Here is a 14,567-nt window from a genome sequence, read left to right on the forward strand (position 1 = left end):
CCCCTCATCTGCCTGCCGGCATCTTCTCCCCGTGGACGGGGAGAAGGACGCTTGTTGCCTATCCCGATGCTTCCTGGAGCCGATCCGCAGCCAATGACTTATGCCGTGTCCGAAATACGATCCGCCGGCAAGCCGCGTCGCAAGCGGCTATCCCACGCCGCTATCGAGCCATGGCTCTATCTCAGCCCGGCGATCATCCTGCTGATCGTGGTGCTTCTGGTGCCACTGGTCATCGGCATCAGTTATTCGTTCCGCAAGTTCTCGGCCTTCAAGTCCGAATATGTCGGGCTCGGACAGTATCAGGCGATGCTGTCGGATCAGGTGCTGGGGCAGGCGCTGGTCAACACCTTGTGGTGGACGGCGGCCAGCCTGTTTTTCCAGTTCTTCCTCGGTCTCGGCCTGGCGCTGCTGCTCGACAAGCCGTTCCCGGGCCGCAAGGTGGTGCAGGCGCTGGTATTCCTGCCCTGGGCGGTGCCGTCGTTCCTTTCGGGCCTGACCTGGGCCTGGCTGTTCAATCCGATCATCGGACCGCTGCCGCATTGGCTTTTCGCGCTGGGGCTGAAGGCCGAGCCGACCAACATTCTGTCCGATCCTTCAACCGCCATGTGGGGGCCGATCATCGCCAATGTCTGGTTCGGCATTCCCTTCTTCGCCATCACGCTTCTGGCGGCGCTGAAATCCATTCCATCCGAGTTGCATGAGGCGGCGGCGATCGACGGCGCTTCGCCCTGGCAGCGCTTCACCAAGGTCACGCTGCCGTTCCTGGCGCCGACCATTGCCATCACCGTCATGCTGCGCACCATCTGGATCGCCACCTTCGCCGACCTGATCTTCGTCATGACGGAGGGCGGACCGGCCGGCGCGACCAACACGGTGCCGGTCTACATCTATGTCAGCGCCTTCAAGTCGCTGGACAAGGGCTATGCCTCGGCGGTGGCCGTGCTGCTGCTTGTCCTGCTGATTGCCTATGCGATTGCGCTGATCGGCATCCGTCGCACATTGGTGAGGCACGTCTGATGATCGCAGGACGTTCAGCCTCGCAGCGCTTCTTTGGCGGCATCGGCCTCTACGCCGCCGTCGCTGCCTATGTGATCTTCGCCCTGTTTCCGATCTACTGGACGCTGAAGATCTCGGTCACGCCGGAGCGGCTTCTCTATTCCGAGGGCGTCACCTTCTGGCCGTCGCAAATGACGTTGCAAAACTTCGTCACGGTGCTCGAGGCCACCGATTTCCCGCGCTATTTCCTCAACAGCGTCATCGTCTCGGTATCGACCGCGGCGCTGGTGACGGTCGTTGCCACGCTGGCCGGCTACGCCATGTCGCGGTTCACCTTTCGCGGCAAGGCGGCGCTGGCGCTGATGCTGCTTTTGACCCAGACCTTTCCGCTGGTGATGGTCATTCCGCCGATCTATCGCGTGATGGGGCAGATCGGTTTGATCAACAGCCTGACAGGGCTGATCATCATCTACACTGCCTTCAACACCGCCTTCGCCACTTTCCTGATGCAGTCCTTCTTCGATGGCATTCCGAAGGACCTGGAAGAGGCGGCGATGATCGACGGCTGCACGCGCGCACAAGCGATGCGCAAGGTGATCGTGCCGCTGACGCTGCCGGGCATGGGGGCGACGCTGGGGTTTGTCTTCACCGCCGCCTGGAGCGAGCTTTTGTTCGCGCTGATGCTGATTTCCAGCGACGATCAGAAGACCTTTGCGGTCGGCCTGCTCACCTTCATCGGCAAGTTCGCCGTCGACTGGGGGCAGATGATGGCGGCGTCCATCCTGGCGCTGATCCCGGTCTGCATCTTCTTCGCCTTCCTGCAACGCTATCTCGTCACCGGCCTGACCGCCGGCGCCGTCAAAGGATAGATCGATGGCCTCTGTCACACTCGAAAAAGTCCGCAAGGACTATGGCGCCGTCCGCGTCCTGCATGCGGTCGACCTTGAGATCGCCGATGGCGAGTTCGTCGTTCTGGTCGGCCCTTCCGGCTGCGGCAAGTCGACCTTGCTGCGCATGATCGCGGGGCTGGAAGAGGCTTCCGGTGGAGAGATCCGCATCGGCGAGCGGCTGGTCAACGACGTCGCGCCGAAGGACCGCGACATAGCCATGGTGTTCCAGTCCTACGCGCTCTATCCGCATATGGATGTGTCGAAGAACATGGGCTTCAGCCTGCTCCTGAAGAAGGCGGAGAAGACCACGATCGACGCCCGGGTGGATGGCGCCGCCAAACGGCTCGGGCTGGACAGTTTCCTGCAACGCCTGCCGCGGCAATTGTCTGGCGGCCAGCGCCAGCGTGTCGCCATGGGCCGCGCCATCGTGCGCGATCCCAAGGTCTTCCTGTTCGATGAGCCGCTTTCCAACCTCGACGCCAAGCTGCGCGTCCACATGCGCGCGGAGATCAAGGCGCTTCACCAGCAACTGAAAACCACATCGGTCTATGTCACCCACGACCAGATCGAGGCGATGACCATGGCCGACCGGATCGTTGTCATGCATGACGGGATGATCCAGCAGGTCGGTGCGCCGCTCGATCTCTATGACCGGCCGGCCAACATATTCGTCGCCGGCTTCATCGGCTCACCGGGCATGAATTTCCTGCCGGCGACGGTTCGCAACGGCGGGAAGTCAGAAGCGGTGCTGGCCGACGGCCAGACACTGCGGCTGCCGGACGGCCTGACGCTGAAGGATGGCGACGCGATAACCGTCGGCCTGAGGCCCGAGCATATCCGACTGGCGGATGACGGTGCGCTGCAAGGCGAGGTGGTGGTGGTGGAGCCGCTCGGCCTGTCGACGCAGTTTTATGTCAAGTTGGCCGGCCAGATGCTTTGCGTCTTCGCCATGGGCCGGGCCGGCGTGAAGCCCGGCGACATCGTGCGGCTGTCGGCCGATCCGGCGTCGCTGCATCTGTTCGATCCGAAAAGCGGCGATCGCATCGGCTGAGGGAACTCAGCCGGGGCTGAGGGCACTTCAGCCCACGGTGCAAACAAAAAACGCCGCCCAGTGGGCGGCGTTTTTGTTAGCGAAGGGAAAACCCAGGTTACTTGATCTTGGTTTCCTTGAATTCGACGTGCTTCTTGGCGACCGGGTCGTACTTGCGGAACGACAGCTTGTCGGTCTTGGTGCGGCTGTTCTTGCTGGTCACGTAGAAGAAACCGGTGTCGGCGGTCGACAGAAGCTTGATCTTGATGTTTGCGGCTTTGGCCATGATATCAGTCCATTAATGTTCGTGGAGTTTTGGCCGCTGGAGCACGGGGAAACACCCGGACGCGGGAAACTTGGCGCGACACATAAAGAACGCGCCCGGAAAGTCAAGCCCGGCTGAGCTCATGTGGCCCGCCGCGGCCGGCAAACGGCCTCAAATCATGCGGTTTCCGCCTCGGGCACGTCAACCTTCTTCCAGTCTCCGGTCGTGTTCCACCAGCGATTCGGATTGGCGCGGTCGTCCAGTCCCTTGGAACGGCTGGCAAGGATCGGCTGGACGCGGATCACCGGTTCCTGGTAGGAGTGGGCCTGGAAAATCGCCTCGACCACGCGGGCGGCCAGCGCCTGGTCATCGGGCAGTTCGAACGAAACCTCCACCGTTCCAGGGCGTCGCCGCAATTCGGTTTCGGCACCGGCGGCAGCGCCGTCGAGCGGTCTGTAGCGCTCGATGCCATGTGCCGACTGATAGGCATTGCGGTCATACTTGCCCATGGCCAGCGGCGCTATCGCCACCACCGCTTCCATGATGCGGTCGACATCGGCGGCGGGCGCCTGGAAGCTCACAAGCAGGAGCAGTGTCATTCGCAACGAAGTGGTTTCAAAGCCGCTGTCGATCATGGGAGTGTCCTCAACTTCAGGTGTTTTGAGGCAACTTTATAGCCGGGGGCTGCTGACATGGTTCTGTCAGCAGCCTGCCATCGCGCACCTGTGGAATGCGACGGCTCGGTCGCGCTACAGGACAATCTTGCGGATCAGCCTGACGCAGACCAGGGCTACATAGGCGGCGAAGAACAGGCCGAGCGACCAGCCGAAGCCGGACGGACCGAACGCATCCATGCCGATGCCGATCGCCTGCGGGCCGAGCACCATGCCGACGCCATAGCAAAGCACGAAGGCGGCGTTGGCGGATGCCAGTTCGTGGCCGGAAAGCTGCGAGCCGAGATGGGCAAGGCCGATCGTGTACATGGCAGCAACGACGCCGCCCCAGACGAACAGAAGCGCGGCCATCAGGTGCCAGTTCTGAGCGAAGAAGGGCATGAAGATCGTGCCGGCAAGGCCGACAGTGGCGCAGGCCAGCAGCAGATAGCGGCGGTCGCTGACGCGGTCGCTGATCATGCCGATGGGGATCTGCAACAGCACGTTGCCGAGACCGATCATGGTCAAGAGAAGGGCCGCGTCGGCTTCGGAATAGCCGATGCGGTTGCCGTAGACCGGGAACAGCGCAAAGCCGCCGGTTTCGACCGCACCGAACACCAGCACCGCGGCCGTCGCCGTCGGCACCAGCCAGATGTAGCGGAGGAAGTTGCTGGTCTCACCGTCGGAGACGATCGTAGGGCTCTCGTTGCGCGCCGCCAGCACGGGTATCGCGGCCAACGCCACCAATCCGATGATGACGCCGAAAGGCCTGAAGCCGGAACTGCCGAGATGGGCGAACAGCCACGGTCCGGCGGCAAAGCCGAGCGACAAGACAGTGGCGTAGATGCCGAGGACAAGGCCACGTCGGTGTGGCGGCGCCGAGGTGCTGATCCAGAATTCCGATAGGATGAACAATACCGTCAGCGCGATATGCAGCACGATGCGCAGTGGGAACCACATCCAGAAATCCGGCGCGAAATGGAAGCCCACAAACGCCAGTGCGCCGGCGGCAATCATGGCAATCATGGTCCAGGCGACCCCGAACCGCATGGCGAGCGGTGTGGCTAGCGGCGCGCCGGCGATCGATGCGAGGCCAGCGACGGCCGTGTTGAGGCCGATCATCGAGGCCGAATGGCCGCGCGTTTCCAGGATCACGCTGAGCAATGGCATGCCGAGGCCGATGGCGATGCCGACGACGCTGATCGACGAAATCGCCGCCACCATCGGCAGCCAGTGTACGCGCTCGTCGCCCTGTGGTTGGGTATCGACCGTCATGGGATGCTGGACACTCTACAGAAGTTCGCGGGTGAAGCGGTTGCGGACAAGCCGGTAAAAAGGCACCGGGCCGCCCGGACGCAGCAGCGGATCATGGGCGAGCCGCTTTTCCAGCTCGTCCAGGATCATCCGGGTGATGTCGGGGATGTCAGCTTCCCTGGCCTTGGCAAGCGGCAGCCAGACCAGCTCTTCGAGTTCGTTGGTCGGACCGCCACCAGGCAGTTCGACCGCGACATCGTCGCGCCAGGCGCTGAAGAACCGCGTGTCGAAGCGGCGCACCCGGTTGGGCGGCGTGATGGCGCGCGCGACGAAGCGCAGCATGTCCAGTGAGGGCCGCACGCCGTGTTCGGCAAAGCCTTGCCAATCGGCCCTGGCCGTGGCGAAGGCGCCCTTCCGGCCGATCAGCAGCCCGGCTTCTTCATAGGTCTCGCGGATCGCCGACAAGGCGATGGCGCGGGCCCGCGCCGTGCTCGTGCGGCCGGGACCGGCGAGGAGCTTTGCTTCCTGCTCGGGGTGCAATGCGGTGGCGATCGGGATGCGGCTGTCGGCTGGGTCGGTACGGCCGCCGGGAAAGACGAACTTGCCTGGCATGAAGGCATGGCCGGCGTGGCGACGGCCCATCAGGACCAGCACTTCATCGCCCCTGCGGTCGAGAAGGATCAGGGTTGCCGCATCGCGCGGGCGAATTGGCCGGTCGCTGTGAGCGATCATGCTCCGCTCGATCCTGTCGACTTCCGCCTTGGTCATACCGTCCATGCGCAGGACCTAGCGGAAACTTCTGGCAAGCGAAAGTGGCCTTTCACGGTCGGTATGTTGCGCCAGCGCGCGTAATCGAGCTCGGTCTAAACCCCGGGACGGGGCTCGATCATATCCTGCTCGCCGCCAAAGCCGTGCATATAGAAGGCCCATTGCAGTCCGATGACGGCACCTTTCACGGGTTGCAAAAGCGCGACCGACAAGAGGATGGTCAACGGCACCCAGATAGCGATGTGCTGCCATGTGGACAAGGTCGATGTCGCCTCCACGCCCATGAAGGCGCCGAGGACGATATGACCGACGATGACGATGACGAGATAGGCGGGCAGATCATCGGCGCGATGGTGATGAAGTTCCTCGCCGCAGACACTGCACGTGTCGACGGTTTTGGTGAAGGCGCGAAACAGCTTGCCTTCGCCGCAACGCGGGCAACGGCCGAGCAGGCCGCGCTTCATTGCAGTCCACAGCGGACGGGCAACCCGGCCCGAGTGATGTTCGCCGCCAAAAACCTGTTGTTCCATTATCGTCTCCTGCCGCGCGAACCCGGTCGCGATTGCGACGCGCGGGCGCGGCCTTTGGCCTTGTGAAACGACCGCTTGGAGCCGGGCAAAGGCTTCGGATCGGTCAACATCTCGAAGCGCATCGCGCCGGCCATCGGCGCCACCTCGATCAGTCGCACCTCGACGCGATCCGCGAGCTGGTAGCCTTTGCCCGAGCGTTCTCCGAACAGGGAGCGGGCCGTTTCGTCATATATATAGTAATCGCCGTTCAAAGTTGACACCGGGATGAAACCATCCGCGCCATACTGCGGCAATTGGACAAATAGTCCCGATTTGGTGACGCCGGAGATGCGGGCGTCGAACCGGTCGTCCACGCGCTCGGCGAGATAGGCGGCAATCAGCCGGTCGACCGTATCCCGCTCGGCCGCCATTGCGCGGCGTTCCGTGCCAGAGATCAGCACAGCGACATCTTCGAGCCGTGCCGCTTCGTCCTGCGTCAGCCCGCCCGGACCGAGCCCGAGTGCGGCAATAAGTCCGCGATGCACAATGAGGTCGGCGTAGCGGCGGATCGGCGACGTGAAATGTGCGTAACGCCTTAGATTGAGGCCGAAATGGCCAATGTTCTTCGGCGAGTATTCGGCCTGGCTCTGCGAGCGCAGCACCACTTCGTTGACCAGTCCTTCATTGTCGGCCCCGCGCACGCGCTCCAGGATGCCGTTGAACTGGCTTGGCCGCATCTGGGCGCCGCGCGCCAGTGACAGGCCCAGCGTCTGCAGGAATTCGCGCAGCGATTCCTGCTTGGCCAGCGAAGGTGCGTCATGGACGCGGTAGACCAGCTCCTGTTTCCTCGCCTCCAGCGTCTCGGCGGCGGCGACATTGGCCTGGATCATGAATTCTTCGATCAGTTTGTGGGCATCGAGCCGTTCCGGCACGATGACGCGATCGACGGTGCCGTCCGGCTTGAGCATGATCTTGCGCTCCGGCAGGTCGAGCTCGAGCGGCTGGCGGCCGTCGCGCCCGCGCTTGAGGATCGCATAGGCGTCCCACAGCGGCTTCAGCACCGTGTCCAGGATCGGTCCGGTCTTGTCGTCCGGCATGCCGTCGATCGCTGCCTGCGCCTGCGGATAGGCGAGCTTTGCCGCCGACTTCATCATGACGCGGTGGAAGGAGTGCCTGATTTTGTGGCCATCGGCGGAGAAGGTCATGCACACCGCCAGCGCCGGCCGGTCCTGACCTTCGCGCAGCGAACAGAGATCGTTGGAAATGCGCTCGGGCAGCATCGGCACGACGCGATCCGGGAAATAGACTGAATTGCCGCGCTTCAGCGCTTCGCGGTCGAGTGCCGTGCCATAGCGGACATAGGCGGCGACATCGGCGATGGCGACCGTGATGAGCACGCCGCCAGGGTTCTTCTCATCGACATCCGGTGTGGCGAAGACGGCATCGTCATGGTCCTTGGCGTCGGCCGGATCGATGGTGACCAACGGCAGCTCGCGCCAGTCCTCGCGGTGGTCCATCGTTGCCGGCTTTACCGCTTCGGATTCGGCGATGACGTCGGCCGGGAAGATGTGCGGGATGTCGTGGGCGTGGATGGCGATCATCGAAACCGCCTTTTCGCTGGTCAGCGAACCCAGCACGTTGAGCACCTTGGCTCTCGGCAGCCCATAGCGGGAGGCCCGTGCGGGCTCGACCTCGACCAGGTCGCCGTTCTTGGCGCCGTTCTGGAATTCCTTGTCGACGATCAATTCCGGCTGGCGCCGCTCCACCGGCTCGATGCGCAGGGTGCCGTCCTGAAGCACGCGAAAGACGCCGAGAACGGCATCGGTGCGCTTCTCGAAGATCTTCATCACCCGCCCGGTATAGGCGGGGCCGGTCGGCTCATCGGTCGGGAAGGTCTTGGCCAGGACGCGGTCGCCAATGCCGGGCGCCGGACTATTGCCGCTACGCGACACGCGGATCGAGACCACCGGCGGCTCGCCCGTGCCCACGGCCTCCGCCGGATGCGCCAGCAAAATGCCGTCGCCATCGCGGCCAAAAATGTCGAGCACCGCTACAGGGGGCAGGGCACCGACGCGGGCCAGTCGCTTGCGCTCCTTGGTCAGGACGCCTTCGTCCTGAAGGTCGCGCAAAATGTCCTTCAGCCAGATGCGGTCATCGCCGCGCAACGCGAACGCCTTGGCGATGTCGCGTTTTCCGGCGCGGTCGGGATTTTCGGCGATGTAGCGCAGGATTTCGTCACGCGAAGGCCGATAGTCGTCCTTGACCCCGGCCCTCGTGTCGGCGGTGCGCGGATCGCCGTGGCTTCTACCGGTGATCCTGCGCGCCACGCTGACCTATCCTTTTTTCTTCGCGGCCGGCTTCTTGGCCGCCGCTTTCTTGGTTGCAGGCGCCTTGGCCGCCGCCGCGGCCTTGCGGAACGGCTTCTTGCCGCCACCACCCTTGGCTTCCTTCTCGGCAATCAGCGCCAGCGCGTCCTCGATGGTCACCGATTGCGGATCCTTGCCTTTCGGCAGTGTGGCATTGACCTTGCCGAAATTAACGTAAGGTCCGTATTTGCCGTCGCGCACGACGATCTTGCCGCCACCATCGGGATGGTCGCCAAGCTCCTTCAGAGCCGCCGGTGTGCCGCCATTGCGGCCGCCCTTGCCCTTCAACTGCTTCTCGGCGATCACCGACACGGCGCGATTGAGGCCGATCGAGAACACATCCTCGATGCTGTCGAGATTGGCATAGGTGCCGTCATGCAGCACGAACGGACCGTAGCGGCCGAGCCCGGCCGAGATCATCTTGGCCGTTTCCGGATGCTGGCCGACATCGCGCGGCAGCGACAGCAGGGCAAGCGCCTTTTCATGATCGATCGAATCGGGTGTCCAGCCCTTGGGCAGGCTCGAGCGCTTGGCTTCCTTGCCGTCGCCGCGCTGCAGATAGGGGCCGAAGCGGCCGCTGCGCAGCGTGATTTCCTCTGATGTGTACGGATCCTTGCCAATGACCTTGGTGCCGTCCTCGCCGCCGCCATTCTCGCCATTGGGATTGGCGGCATCGCCGAGCTGACGGGTGAAGGAGCATTCGGGATAGTTCGAGCAGCCGACAAAAGCGCCAAACTTGCCGAGCTTCAGCGACAGATTGCCGGTGCCGCATTTCGGGCAGATGCGGGGGTTCGAGCCGTCTTCCCGCGTGGGGAACACCAGCGGCGCCAGTTCCTCGTTCAGCGCGTCGAGAACGTCGGTGACGCGCAGTTCCTTGATGTCGGCGACGGCGCCGGAAAAATCCTTCCAGAAGTCGCGCAGCACGTCCTTCCAAGCGAGCTTGCCGTCCGAGATCTCGTCGAGCTTTTCCTCGAGGGACGCGGTGAAGTCGTATTCGACATAGCGCTTGAAGAAGCTTTCGAGAAAGGCCGACAGCAAACGGCCCTTGGCCTGAGGCACCAGCCGGCGCTTGTCGATGGTGACGTAGTCGCGGTCCTCAAGCGTCTTCAGGATCGCCGTATAAGTGGACGGTCGGCCGATGCCGAGCTCTTCCAGCTTCTTGATCAGCGAGGCTTCCGAATAACGCGGCGGCGGCTCGGTGGTGTGCTGGGTGGCATTGATCGCCTGCCGCGCTAGCTGCTCGCCGGCGCGGATCTCCGGCAACCGACGGTTCTCCTCGTCTTCCGAATCGTCATCCTTCTGGTCGGTATAGGCGGCAATGAAGCCGTCGAAGCGAACGACGGAGCCGATGGCGCGGAGTTCCGCCGTGCGGGTTCCATTGACCGCCTCGATCTCGGCGGTGGTGCGCTCGATCTCGGCCGACTGCATCTGGCTGGCGATGGCGCGCTTCCAGATCAACTCGTAGAGCCGCATCTGGTCGGAATCGAGATATTGCCTAACCGATGCCGGGGTGCGCATGAAATCCGTCGGGCGGATCGCTTCGTGCGCCTCCTGGGCATTCTTGGCCTTGGCGGTATATTGGCGTGGCTTTTCCGGCAGATATTTTGGGCCGAACTCCTTGGCGATGGCGTCACGGGCGGCCGAGATCGCCTCGGGGGCCATCTGCACGCCGTCGGTTCGCATATAGGTGATCAGGCCGGTGGTTTCGCCGCCGATCTCCATGCCTTCATAAAGGCGCTGCGCCACCTGCATGGTGCGGCTGGCCGAAAAACCGAGGCCCGACGAGGCGGCCTGCTGCAATGTCGAAGTGGTGAAGGGCGGACCGGGATTGCGCTTGGTGGGCTTGGCTTCGACCGACACCGCCTTGAAGGTCGCGCCTTCGAGCATCGACTTGATGTCGTCGGCCTGCGCCTTGTTGGAAATGTCGAGCTTCTGCAGCTTCTTGCGATCGAAGGCGGTCAGCCGCGCTTCGAAATTCTCGTTGCGCGGCGTGCCGAGGAGGGCTGATATCTGCCAGTATTCCTCGCGGACAAAGCGCTCGATTTCGGATTCGCGATCGCAGACCAGACGCAATGCAACCGACTGGACACGGCCGGCCGAGCGGGCGCCCGGCAATTTGCGCCACAGCACAGGTGAGAGCGTAAAGCCGACGAGATAGTCAAGCGCCCGGCGAGCGAGATAGGCATCGACCAGCGGCGCATCGATCTGGCGCGGATTGGCCATCGCTTCCAGCACCGACGACTTGGTGATGGCGTTGAAAACGACGCGGCTCACCGGCTTGTCCTTGAGCGCGCGCTTCTGCTTCAGCACTTCCAGCACGTGCCAGGAAATCGCTTCGCCTTCACGATCCGGGTCGGTGGCGAGGATCAGGCCGTCGGCATCCTTGACCGCCTTGGCGATGTCGGCAAGCCGCTTGCCCGAGGCGGTGTCGACCGCCCAGGACATGGCAAAATCCTCGTCCGGACGCACCGAGCCATCCTTGGCCGGCAAATCGCGGACATGGCCGAACGAGGCCAGAACCTTGTAGTTCTTGCCGAGGTATTTGTTGATTGTCTTCGCCTTGGCCGGCGATTCGACGACGACGACGTCCATGAGGTCTCATATCAGCTGTGATGCGGCAGAAGAATTCCGCTGCTCGCGACGAAATCTCGTTCTATTTGTCGCTCACATGGCCGCGCTTTTGCATCCGGTCAAGGGGAAGCGTCCCAAATTGCGGGGATGCCCGTAGCAATACACTCTTTGAGTGTATGATTGAAATCACAGAATTCTGGCCAGTGGAGATGGTGGTCCCCAGTCACCGAAACGACCCGGTTCATTTTCCGGCGAGTCGGGGAAAAACCGCCGGAATGCCGCGCCGGGGCAGGGCGACACGGCCCACAAACGAGAGCTGGCCGCCGGCTGCTTGGGATGCCTGGCGACCAGCATGTCCCGCCAGCGGGCGGGAATTCGCATTGAGGGGTCTAGTTGGCCTTGACGACGTGCCAGACGTCGGCGACGCCGTCGCCGCTCATGTCGCCGGCCTTCTTGTCCTTGATGAAGGTGTAGACCGGCTTGCCGTCATAGGCCCACATCTTGGTGCCGTCGGTGCGGTCGACGACGCTCCACTCGTCATCTCCCTTGGCGCCAGCCTCGGCCTTCAGCGGCGGCCAGTTGGTGGCACATTTGTCGTAGCAGTTGGACTTGCCCTTCTCGTCCTTGTCATAGGTATAGAGCGTCATGCCGTTGGCGTCGGTGTAGATCTTGGTGCCACCGACCTCGGCTTCCTTCCACGCGTCGGCGGCGAAGGATGCGGCGGTGCTCAGCAAAAGCGCGGCTAACCCGACTGTTATCGTTTTCATGGGGATCTCCCTGGATGTTCCAAAGAGGCGCGGGAAATCGCGACCTCACTGCATCAACGCCAGCCGCGGGTCTTTTCTTCCCTGGCCTCAGCGTGCGCCGACGACTTGCCACAAAATGGTGATTGGTGGAGAAGCAGCGTCGAGCCTATATCGGCGCCGGGACAGTCGGAGTTTTGGAATGGCATTGGACATCGGCTATGTCAGCGCGGTCGGGGCGGGGGCCATCTCGTTCCTGTCACCGTGCGTGCTGCCGCTGGTGCCGCCCTATCTCTGCTATATGGCTGGCGTCTCGGTCGACGATTTTCGCGGCGATGCGGGCGTGACGGCTCGGGAAGGCACGCGCGGCGCGCTGCTCTATTCATCGGTCGCCTTCGTGCTCGGCTTCTCGACCGTGTTCGTGGCGCTCGGCGCCGGCGCTTCGACCATCGGCCATTGGCTGCGGGTCTGGCAGGAGCCGCTGGCGATGGCGGCGGGTGTGCTCATCATCCTGATGGGCCTGAATTTCCTCGGTATCCTGCGCATTCCGCTGCTGTCGCGCGAGGCGCGCTTCCAGTCGCAAGGCAAGCCGGCAAATGCCCTTGCCGCCTATGTCATGGGACTGGCCTTCGCCTTCGGCTGGACGCCGTGCATCGGGCCGGTTCTGGGGCCAATCCTGACGCTGGCCGGCGGCCGTGAAACCGTGGGTGAGGGCGCGCTGCTGCTCGCCGCCTATTCGCTTGGCCTCGGCATCCCGTTCCTGATCGCGGCGCTGTTTTCCGGCGCCTTCATGCGCTTCCTCGGCAAATTCCGCGTCCATCTGGGCCGCGTCGAAAAGGCGATCGGCGCACTGCTGGTCGTCGCCGGCGTGTTTTTCCTCACCGGCGGCGTGCAGACGGTGTCCTACTGGCTGCTGGAGAATTTCCCGGTGCTGGGGCGGCTGGGGTAGCGCCTTGGCTACGGCATGCTTGCGCCGGGTATTGAACGACAGACCCGCTGATTGAGAGTCAGCGGCTCTTCCGTTTCCGCGATCTCACCGGAATTTAACCGCATTGGTGCAGCATGGCGCCACTGCTATCCTGTCTTGATTCCCGACCCTTTTCATATGGTTGTCCTTCCATGAGCCAGAGAACCTGCCTGTCCGTCATCCTTGCCGCCGGCGAAGGCACGCGCATGAAAAGCGCGTTGCCGAAGGTCCTGCACCAGATCGCCGGTCTGCCGATGGTCGCCCATGTCGTGAAGGCCGCCGAAACCGCCGGTGCCGGCGACCAGGTGCTGGTGATCGGCCACGGGGCGGAAGAAATGCGCAAGGCCGCGGCAAAATTCGCGCCTGAGGCCGAGACCTTCGTACAGGAAAAGCGCCTCGGCACCGCGCACGCCGTGCTTGCCGCTCGCGAAGCGATATCAAGGGGTTACGACGATGTTCTGGTGATGTTCGGCGACACTCCGCTGATCGACCCGGGCGCGCTCACCGTGGCGCGGCTGAAACTGGCCGAAGGCGCGGCCGTGGTGGTCATCGGCTTTCGCACGCCCAATCCAACCGGCTATGGCCGGCTGATCGAAAAGGGCGGCAAGCTGGTCGCCATCCGCGAGGAGAAGGACTGCAGCGACGAAGAGAAGAAGATCACCTTCTGCAATGGCGGGCTGATGGCGGTGGCCGGTGGCCGGGCGCTGAAGCTGCTTGATGCGGTCGGCGACAAGAATGCCAAGGGGGAATATTACCTCACCGACATCGTCGGGATCGCCAGCGGGCAAGGTCTTGATGTCGTCGCCACCGAAGCCAGTTTCGAGAATGCGCTCGGCATCAACAACCGCGCCGAACTGGCGCAAGCCGAAGGCATCTGGCAGCATCGCCGGCGGCAAGAGGCAATGCTGTCGGGCGTGACGCTGATAGCGCCCGAGACCGTGTTTTTCTCGCACGATACGGAGATCGGCGCCGACACGATCGTCGAGCCCAATGTCTGGTTCGGCCCAGGCGTGAAAATCGCCACGAGCGCCAGGATCCATGCCTTCAGCCATATCGAAGGCGCCACCATTGCCTCCAACTGCGATGTCGGACCGTTCGCGCGGCTGCGGCCGGGTGCCGATCTCAAGCAAAAGGCCAAGGTCGGCAATTTCTGTGAGGTCAAGCAGGCGACCATCGAGGAGGGTGCCAAGGTCAACCACCTGACCTATATCGGCGACGCCCGCGTCGGCGCTGGCGCCAATATCGGCGCCGGCACCATCACCTGCAACTACGATGGCTATTCGAAATTCTTCACAGACATCGGCGAGGGGGCTTTCGTAGGCTCGAATTCCGCGCTCGTGGCCCCGATAACGATCGGCAAGGGCGGCTACATCGCCTCGGGCAGCGTCATCACCGAAGATGTACCCGATGATGCGCTGGCCTTCGGCCGCGCCCGCCAGAAGACGATCCCGGGCAAGGGCAGGGAATTGCGCGAGCGGTTTGCTTCGGCCGCGGCCGCCAGGAAGAAGTAAAACCGGCCCGGAAAAACGGAGCGATTACAGTAACCGGATTGCAA

At 63.2% G+C, this 14,567-nt stretch carries 13 protein-coding genes; 5 read left to right on the top strand and 8 right to left on the bottom strand.

Annotation, left to right across the window (positions count from 1 at the left end):
* The first annotated feature begins 93 nt into the window (after positions 1-93).
* From AC56QP_RS32975 to AC56QP_RS32985, 3 genes are read left to right on the top strand one after another with little or no spacing between them, the layout of a single operon-like run.
* Positions 94-1,017, top strand: coding sequence for a carbohydrate ABC transporter permease (locus AC56QP_RS32975; RefSeq protein WP_489861738.1), 924 nt, complete (start codon positions 94-96; stop codon positions 1,015-1,017).
* The gene (locus AC56QP_RS32980) at positions 1,017-1,865 is read left to right on the top strand and encodes a carbohydrate ABC transporter permease (RefSeq protein WP_489861737.1); all 849 of its coding nucleotides are present in this window, start codon (positions 1,017-1,019) and stop codon (positions 1,863-1,865) included. The genes AC56QP_RS32975 and AC56QP_RS32980 overlap by 1 nt, the downstream gene beginning before the upstream one ends.
* A gap of 4 nt (positions 1,866-1,869) precedes the next feature.
* Positions 1,870-2,937, top strand: a complete 1,068-nt coding sequence (locus tag AC56QP_RS32985) for an ABC transporter ATP-binding protein (protein WP_489861736.1) — start codon at positions 1,870-1,872, stop codon at positions 2,935-2,937.
* A 97-nt stretch (positions 2,938-3,034) separates the two neighbouring features.
* Here AC56QP_RS32985 and rpmG read toward each other — a convergent pair whose 3' ends face one another.
* From rpmG to AC56QP_RS33025, 8 genes are all read right to left on the bottom strand, one after another.
* Positions 3,035-3,202 carry a 50S ribosomal protein L33 gene (rpmG, locus tag AC56QP_RS32990; RefSeq protein WP_006201775.1) on the bottom strand — a complete coding sequence of 56 codons (168 nt, stop codon included), beginning with the start codon at positions 3,200-3,202 and terminating at the stop codon, positions 3,035-3,037.
* 155 nt (positions 3,203-3,357) lie between these two features.
* A complete protein-coding gene (locus tag AC56QP_RS32995; RefSeq protein ID WP_489861735.1) occupies positions 3,358-3,816 on the bottom strand; it encodes a YqfO family protein in 459 nt (152 codons plus the stop codon).
* Positions 3,817-3,930: 114 nt separating this feature from the next.
* Entirely contained in the window at positions 3,931-5,109 is a 1,179-nt protein-coding gene (locus AC56QP_RS33000; protein WP_489861734.1) for an MFS transporter, read from the bottom strand.
* Positions 5,110-5,124: 15 nt separating this feature from the next.
* Positions 5,125-5,865: an NUDIX hydrolase gene (locus tag AC56QP_RS33005; protein ID WP_489861733.1), complete on the bottom strand. Its 741-nt coding sequence runs from the start codon at positions 5,863-5,865 to the stop codon at positions 5,125-5,127.
* Positions 5,866-5,951: 86 nt separating this feature from the next.
* The gene (locus AC56QP_RS33010; RefSeq protein WP_489861732.1) at positions 5,952-6,386 is read right to left on the bottom strand and encodes a DUF983 domain-containing protein; all 435 of its coding nucleotides are present in this window, start codon (positions 6,384-6,386) and stop codon (positions 5,952-5,954) included.
* Positions 6,386-8,692: a ribonuclease R gene (rnr, locus tag AC56QP_RS33015; RefSeq protein ID WP_489861731.1), complete on the bottom strand. Its 2,307-nt coding sequence runs from the start codon at positions 8,690-8,692 to the stop codon at positions 6,386-6,388. The genes AC56QP_RS33010 and rnr overlap by 1 nt, the downstream gene beginning before the upstream one ends.
* Positions 8,693-8,698: 6 nt before the next feature.
* Entirely contained in the window at positions 8,699-11,323 is a 2,625-nt protein-coding gene (gene topA / locus AC56QP_RS33020; RefSeq protein ID WP_497100913.1) for a type I DNA topoisomerase, read from the bottom strand.
* Positions 11,324-11,691: 368 nt separating this feature from the next.
* Entirely contained in the window at positions 11,692-12,069 is a 378-nt protein-coding gene (locus AC56QP_RS33025; protein ID WP_489861730.1) for a COG4315 family predicted lipoprotein, read from the bottom strand.
* A 178-nt stretch (positions 12,070-12,247) separates the two neighbouring features.
* Here AC56QP_RS33025 and AC56QP_RS33030 point away from each other — a divergent pair, with 178 nt between their 5' ends.
* Both AC56QP_RS33030 and glmU read left to right on the top strand, forming a co-directional pair.
* On the top strand, positions 12,248-12,994 hold the full coding sequence (locus AC56QP_RS33030; RefSeq protein ID WP_091575136.1) for a cytochrome c biogenesis CcdA family protein: 747 nt from the start codon (positions 12,248-12,250) through the stop codon (positions 12,992-12,994).
* 170 nt (positions 12,995-13,164) lie between these two features.
* Entirely contained in the window at positions 13,165-14,523 is a 1,359-nt protein-coding gene (gene glmU / locus AC56QP_RS33035) for a bifunctional UDP-N-acetylglucosamine diphosphorylase/glucosamine-1-phosphate N-acetyltransferase GlmU (protein ID WP_489861729.1), read from the top strand.
* Positions 14,524-14,567 lie beyond the last annotated feature (44 nt).

Source organism: Mesorhizobium sp. RCAM 05104 (assembly GCF_059683645.1).

Bases quoted from the DNA above. Each gene is read 5' to 3' on its own strand.
- AC56QP_RS32975 (WP_489861738.1), top strand. From the start codon at position 94: ATGACTTATGCCGTGTCCGAAATACGATCCGCCGGCAAGCCGCGTCGC.
- AC56QP_RS32980 (WP_489861737.1), top strand. From the start codon at position 1,017: ATGATCGCAGGACGTTCAGCCTCGCAGCGCTTCTTTGGCGGCATCGGC.
- AC56QP_RS32985 (WP_489861736.1), top strand. From the start codon at position 1,870: ATGGCCTCTGTCACACTCGAAAAAGTCCGCAAGGACTATGGCGCCGTC.
- rpmG (WP_006201775.1), bottom strand. From the start codon at position 3,202: ATGGCCAAAGCCGCAAACATCAAGATCAAGCTTCTGTCGACCGCCGAC.
- AC56QP_RS32995 (WP_489861735.1), bottom strand. From the start codon at position 3,816: ATGATCGACAGCGGCTTTGAAACCACTTCGTTGCGAATGACACTGCTC.
- AC56QP_RS33000 (WP_489861734.1), bottom strand. From the start codon at position 5,109: ATGACGGTCGATACCCAACCACAGGGCGACGAGCGCGTACACTGGCTG.
- AC56QP_RS33005 (WP_489861733.1), bottom strand. From the start codon at position 5,865: ATGGACGGTATGACCAAGGCGGAAGTCGACAGGATCGAGCGGAGCATG.
- AC56QP_RS33010 (WP_489861732.1), bottom strand. From the start codon at position 6,386: ATGGAACAACAGGTTTTTGGCGGCGAACATCACTCGGGCCGGGTTGCC.
- topA (WP_497100913.1), bottom strand. From the start codon at position 11,323: ATGGACGTCGTCGTCGTCGAATCGCCGGCCAAGGCGAAGACAATCAAC.
- AC56QP_RS33025 (WP_489861730.1), bottom strand. From the start codon at position 12,069: ATGAAAACGATAACAGTCGGGTTAGCCGCGCTTTTGCTGAGCACCGCC.
- AC56QP_RS33030 (WP_091575136.1), top strand. From the start codon at position 12,248: ATGGCATTGGACATCGGCTATGTCAGCGCGGTCGGGGCGGGGGCCATC.
- glmU (WP_489861729.1), top strand. From the start codon at position 13,165: ATGAGCCAGAGAACCTGCCTGTCCGTCATCCTTGCCGCCGGCGAAGGC.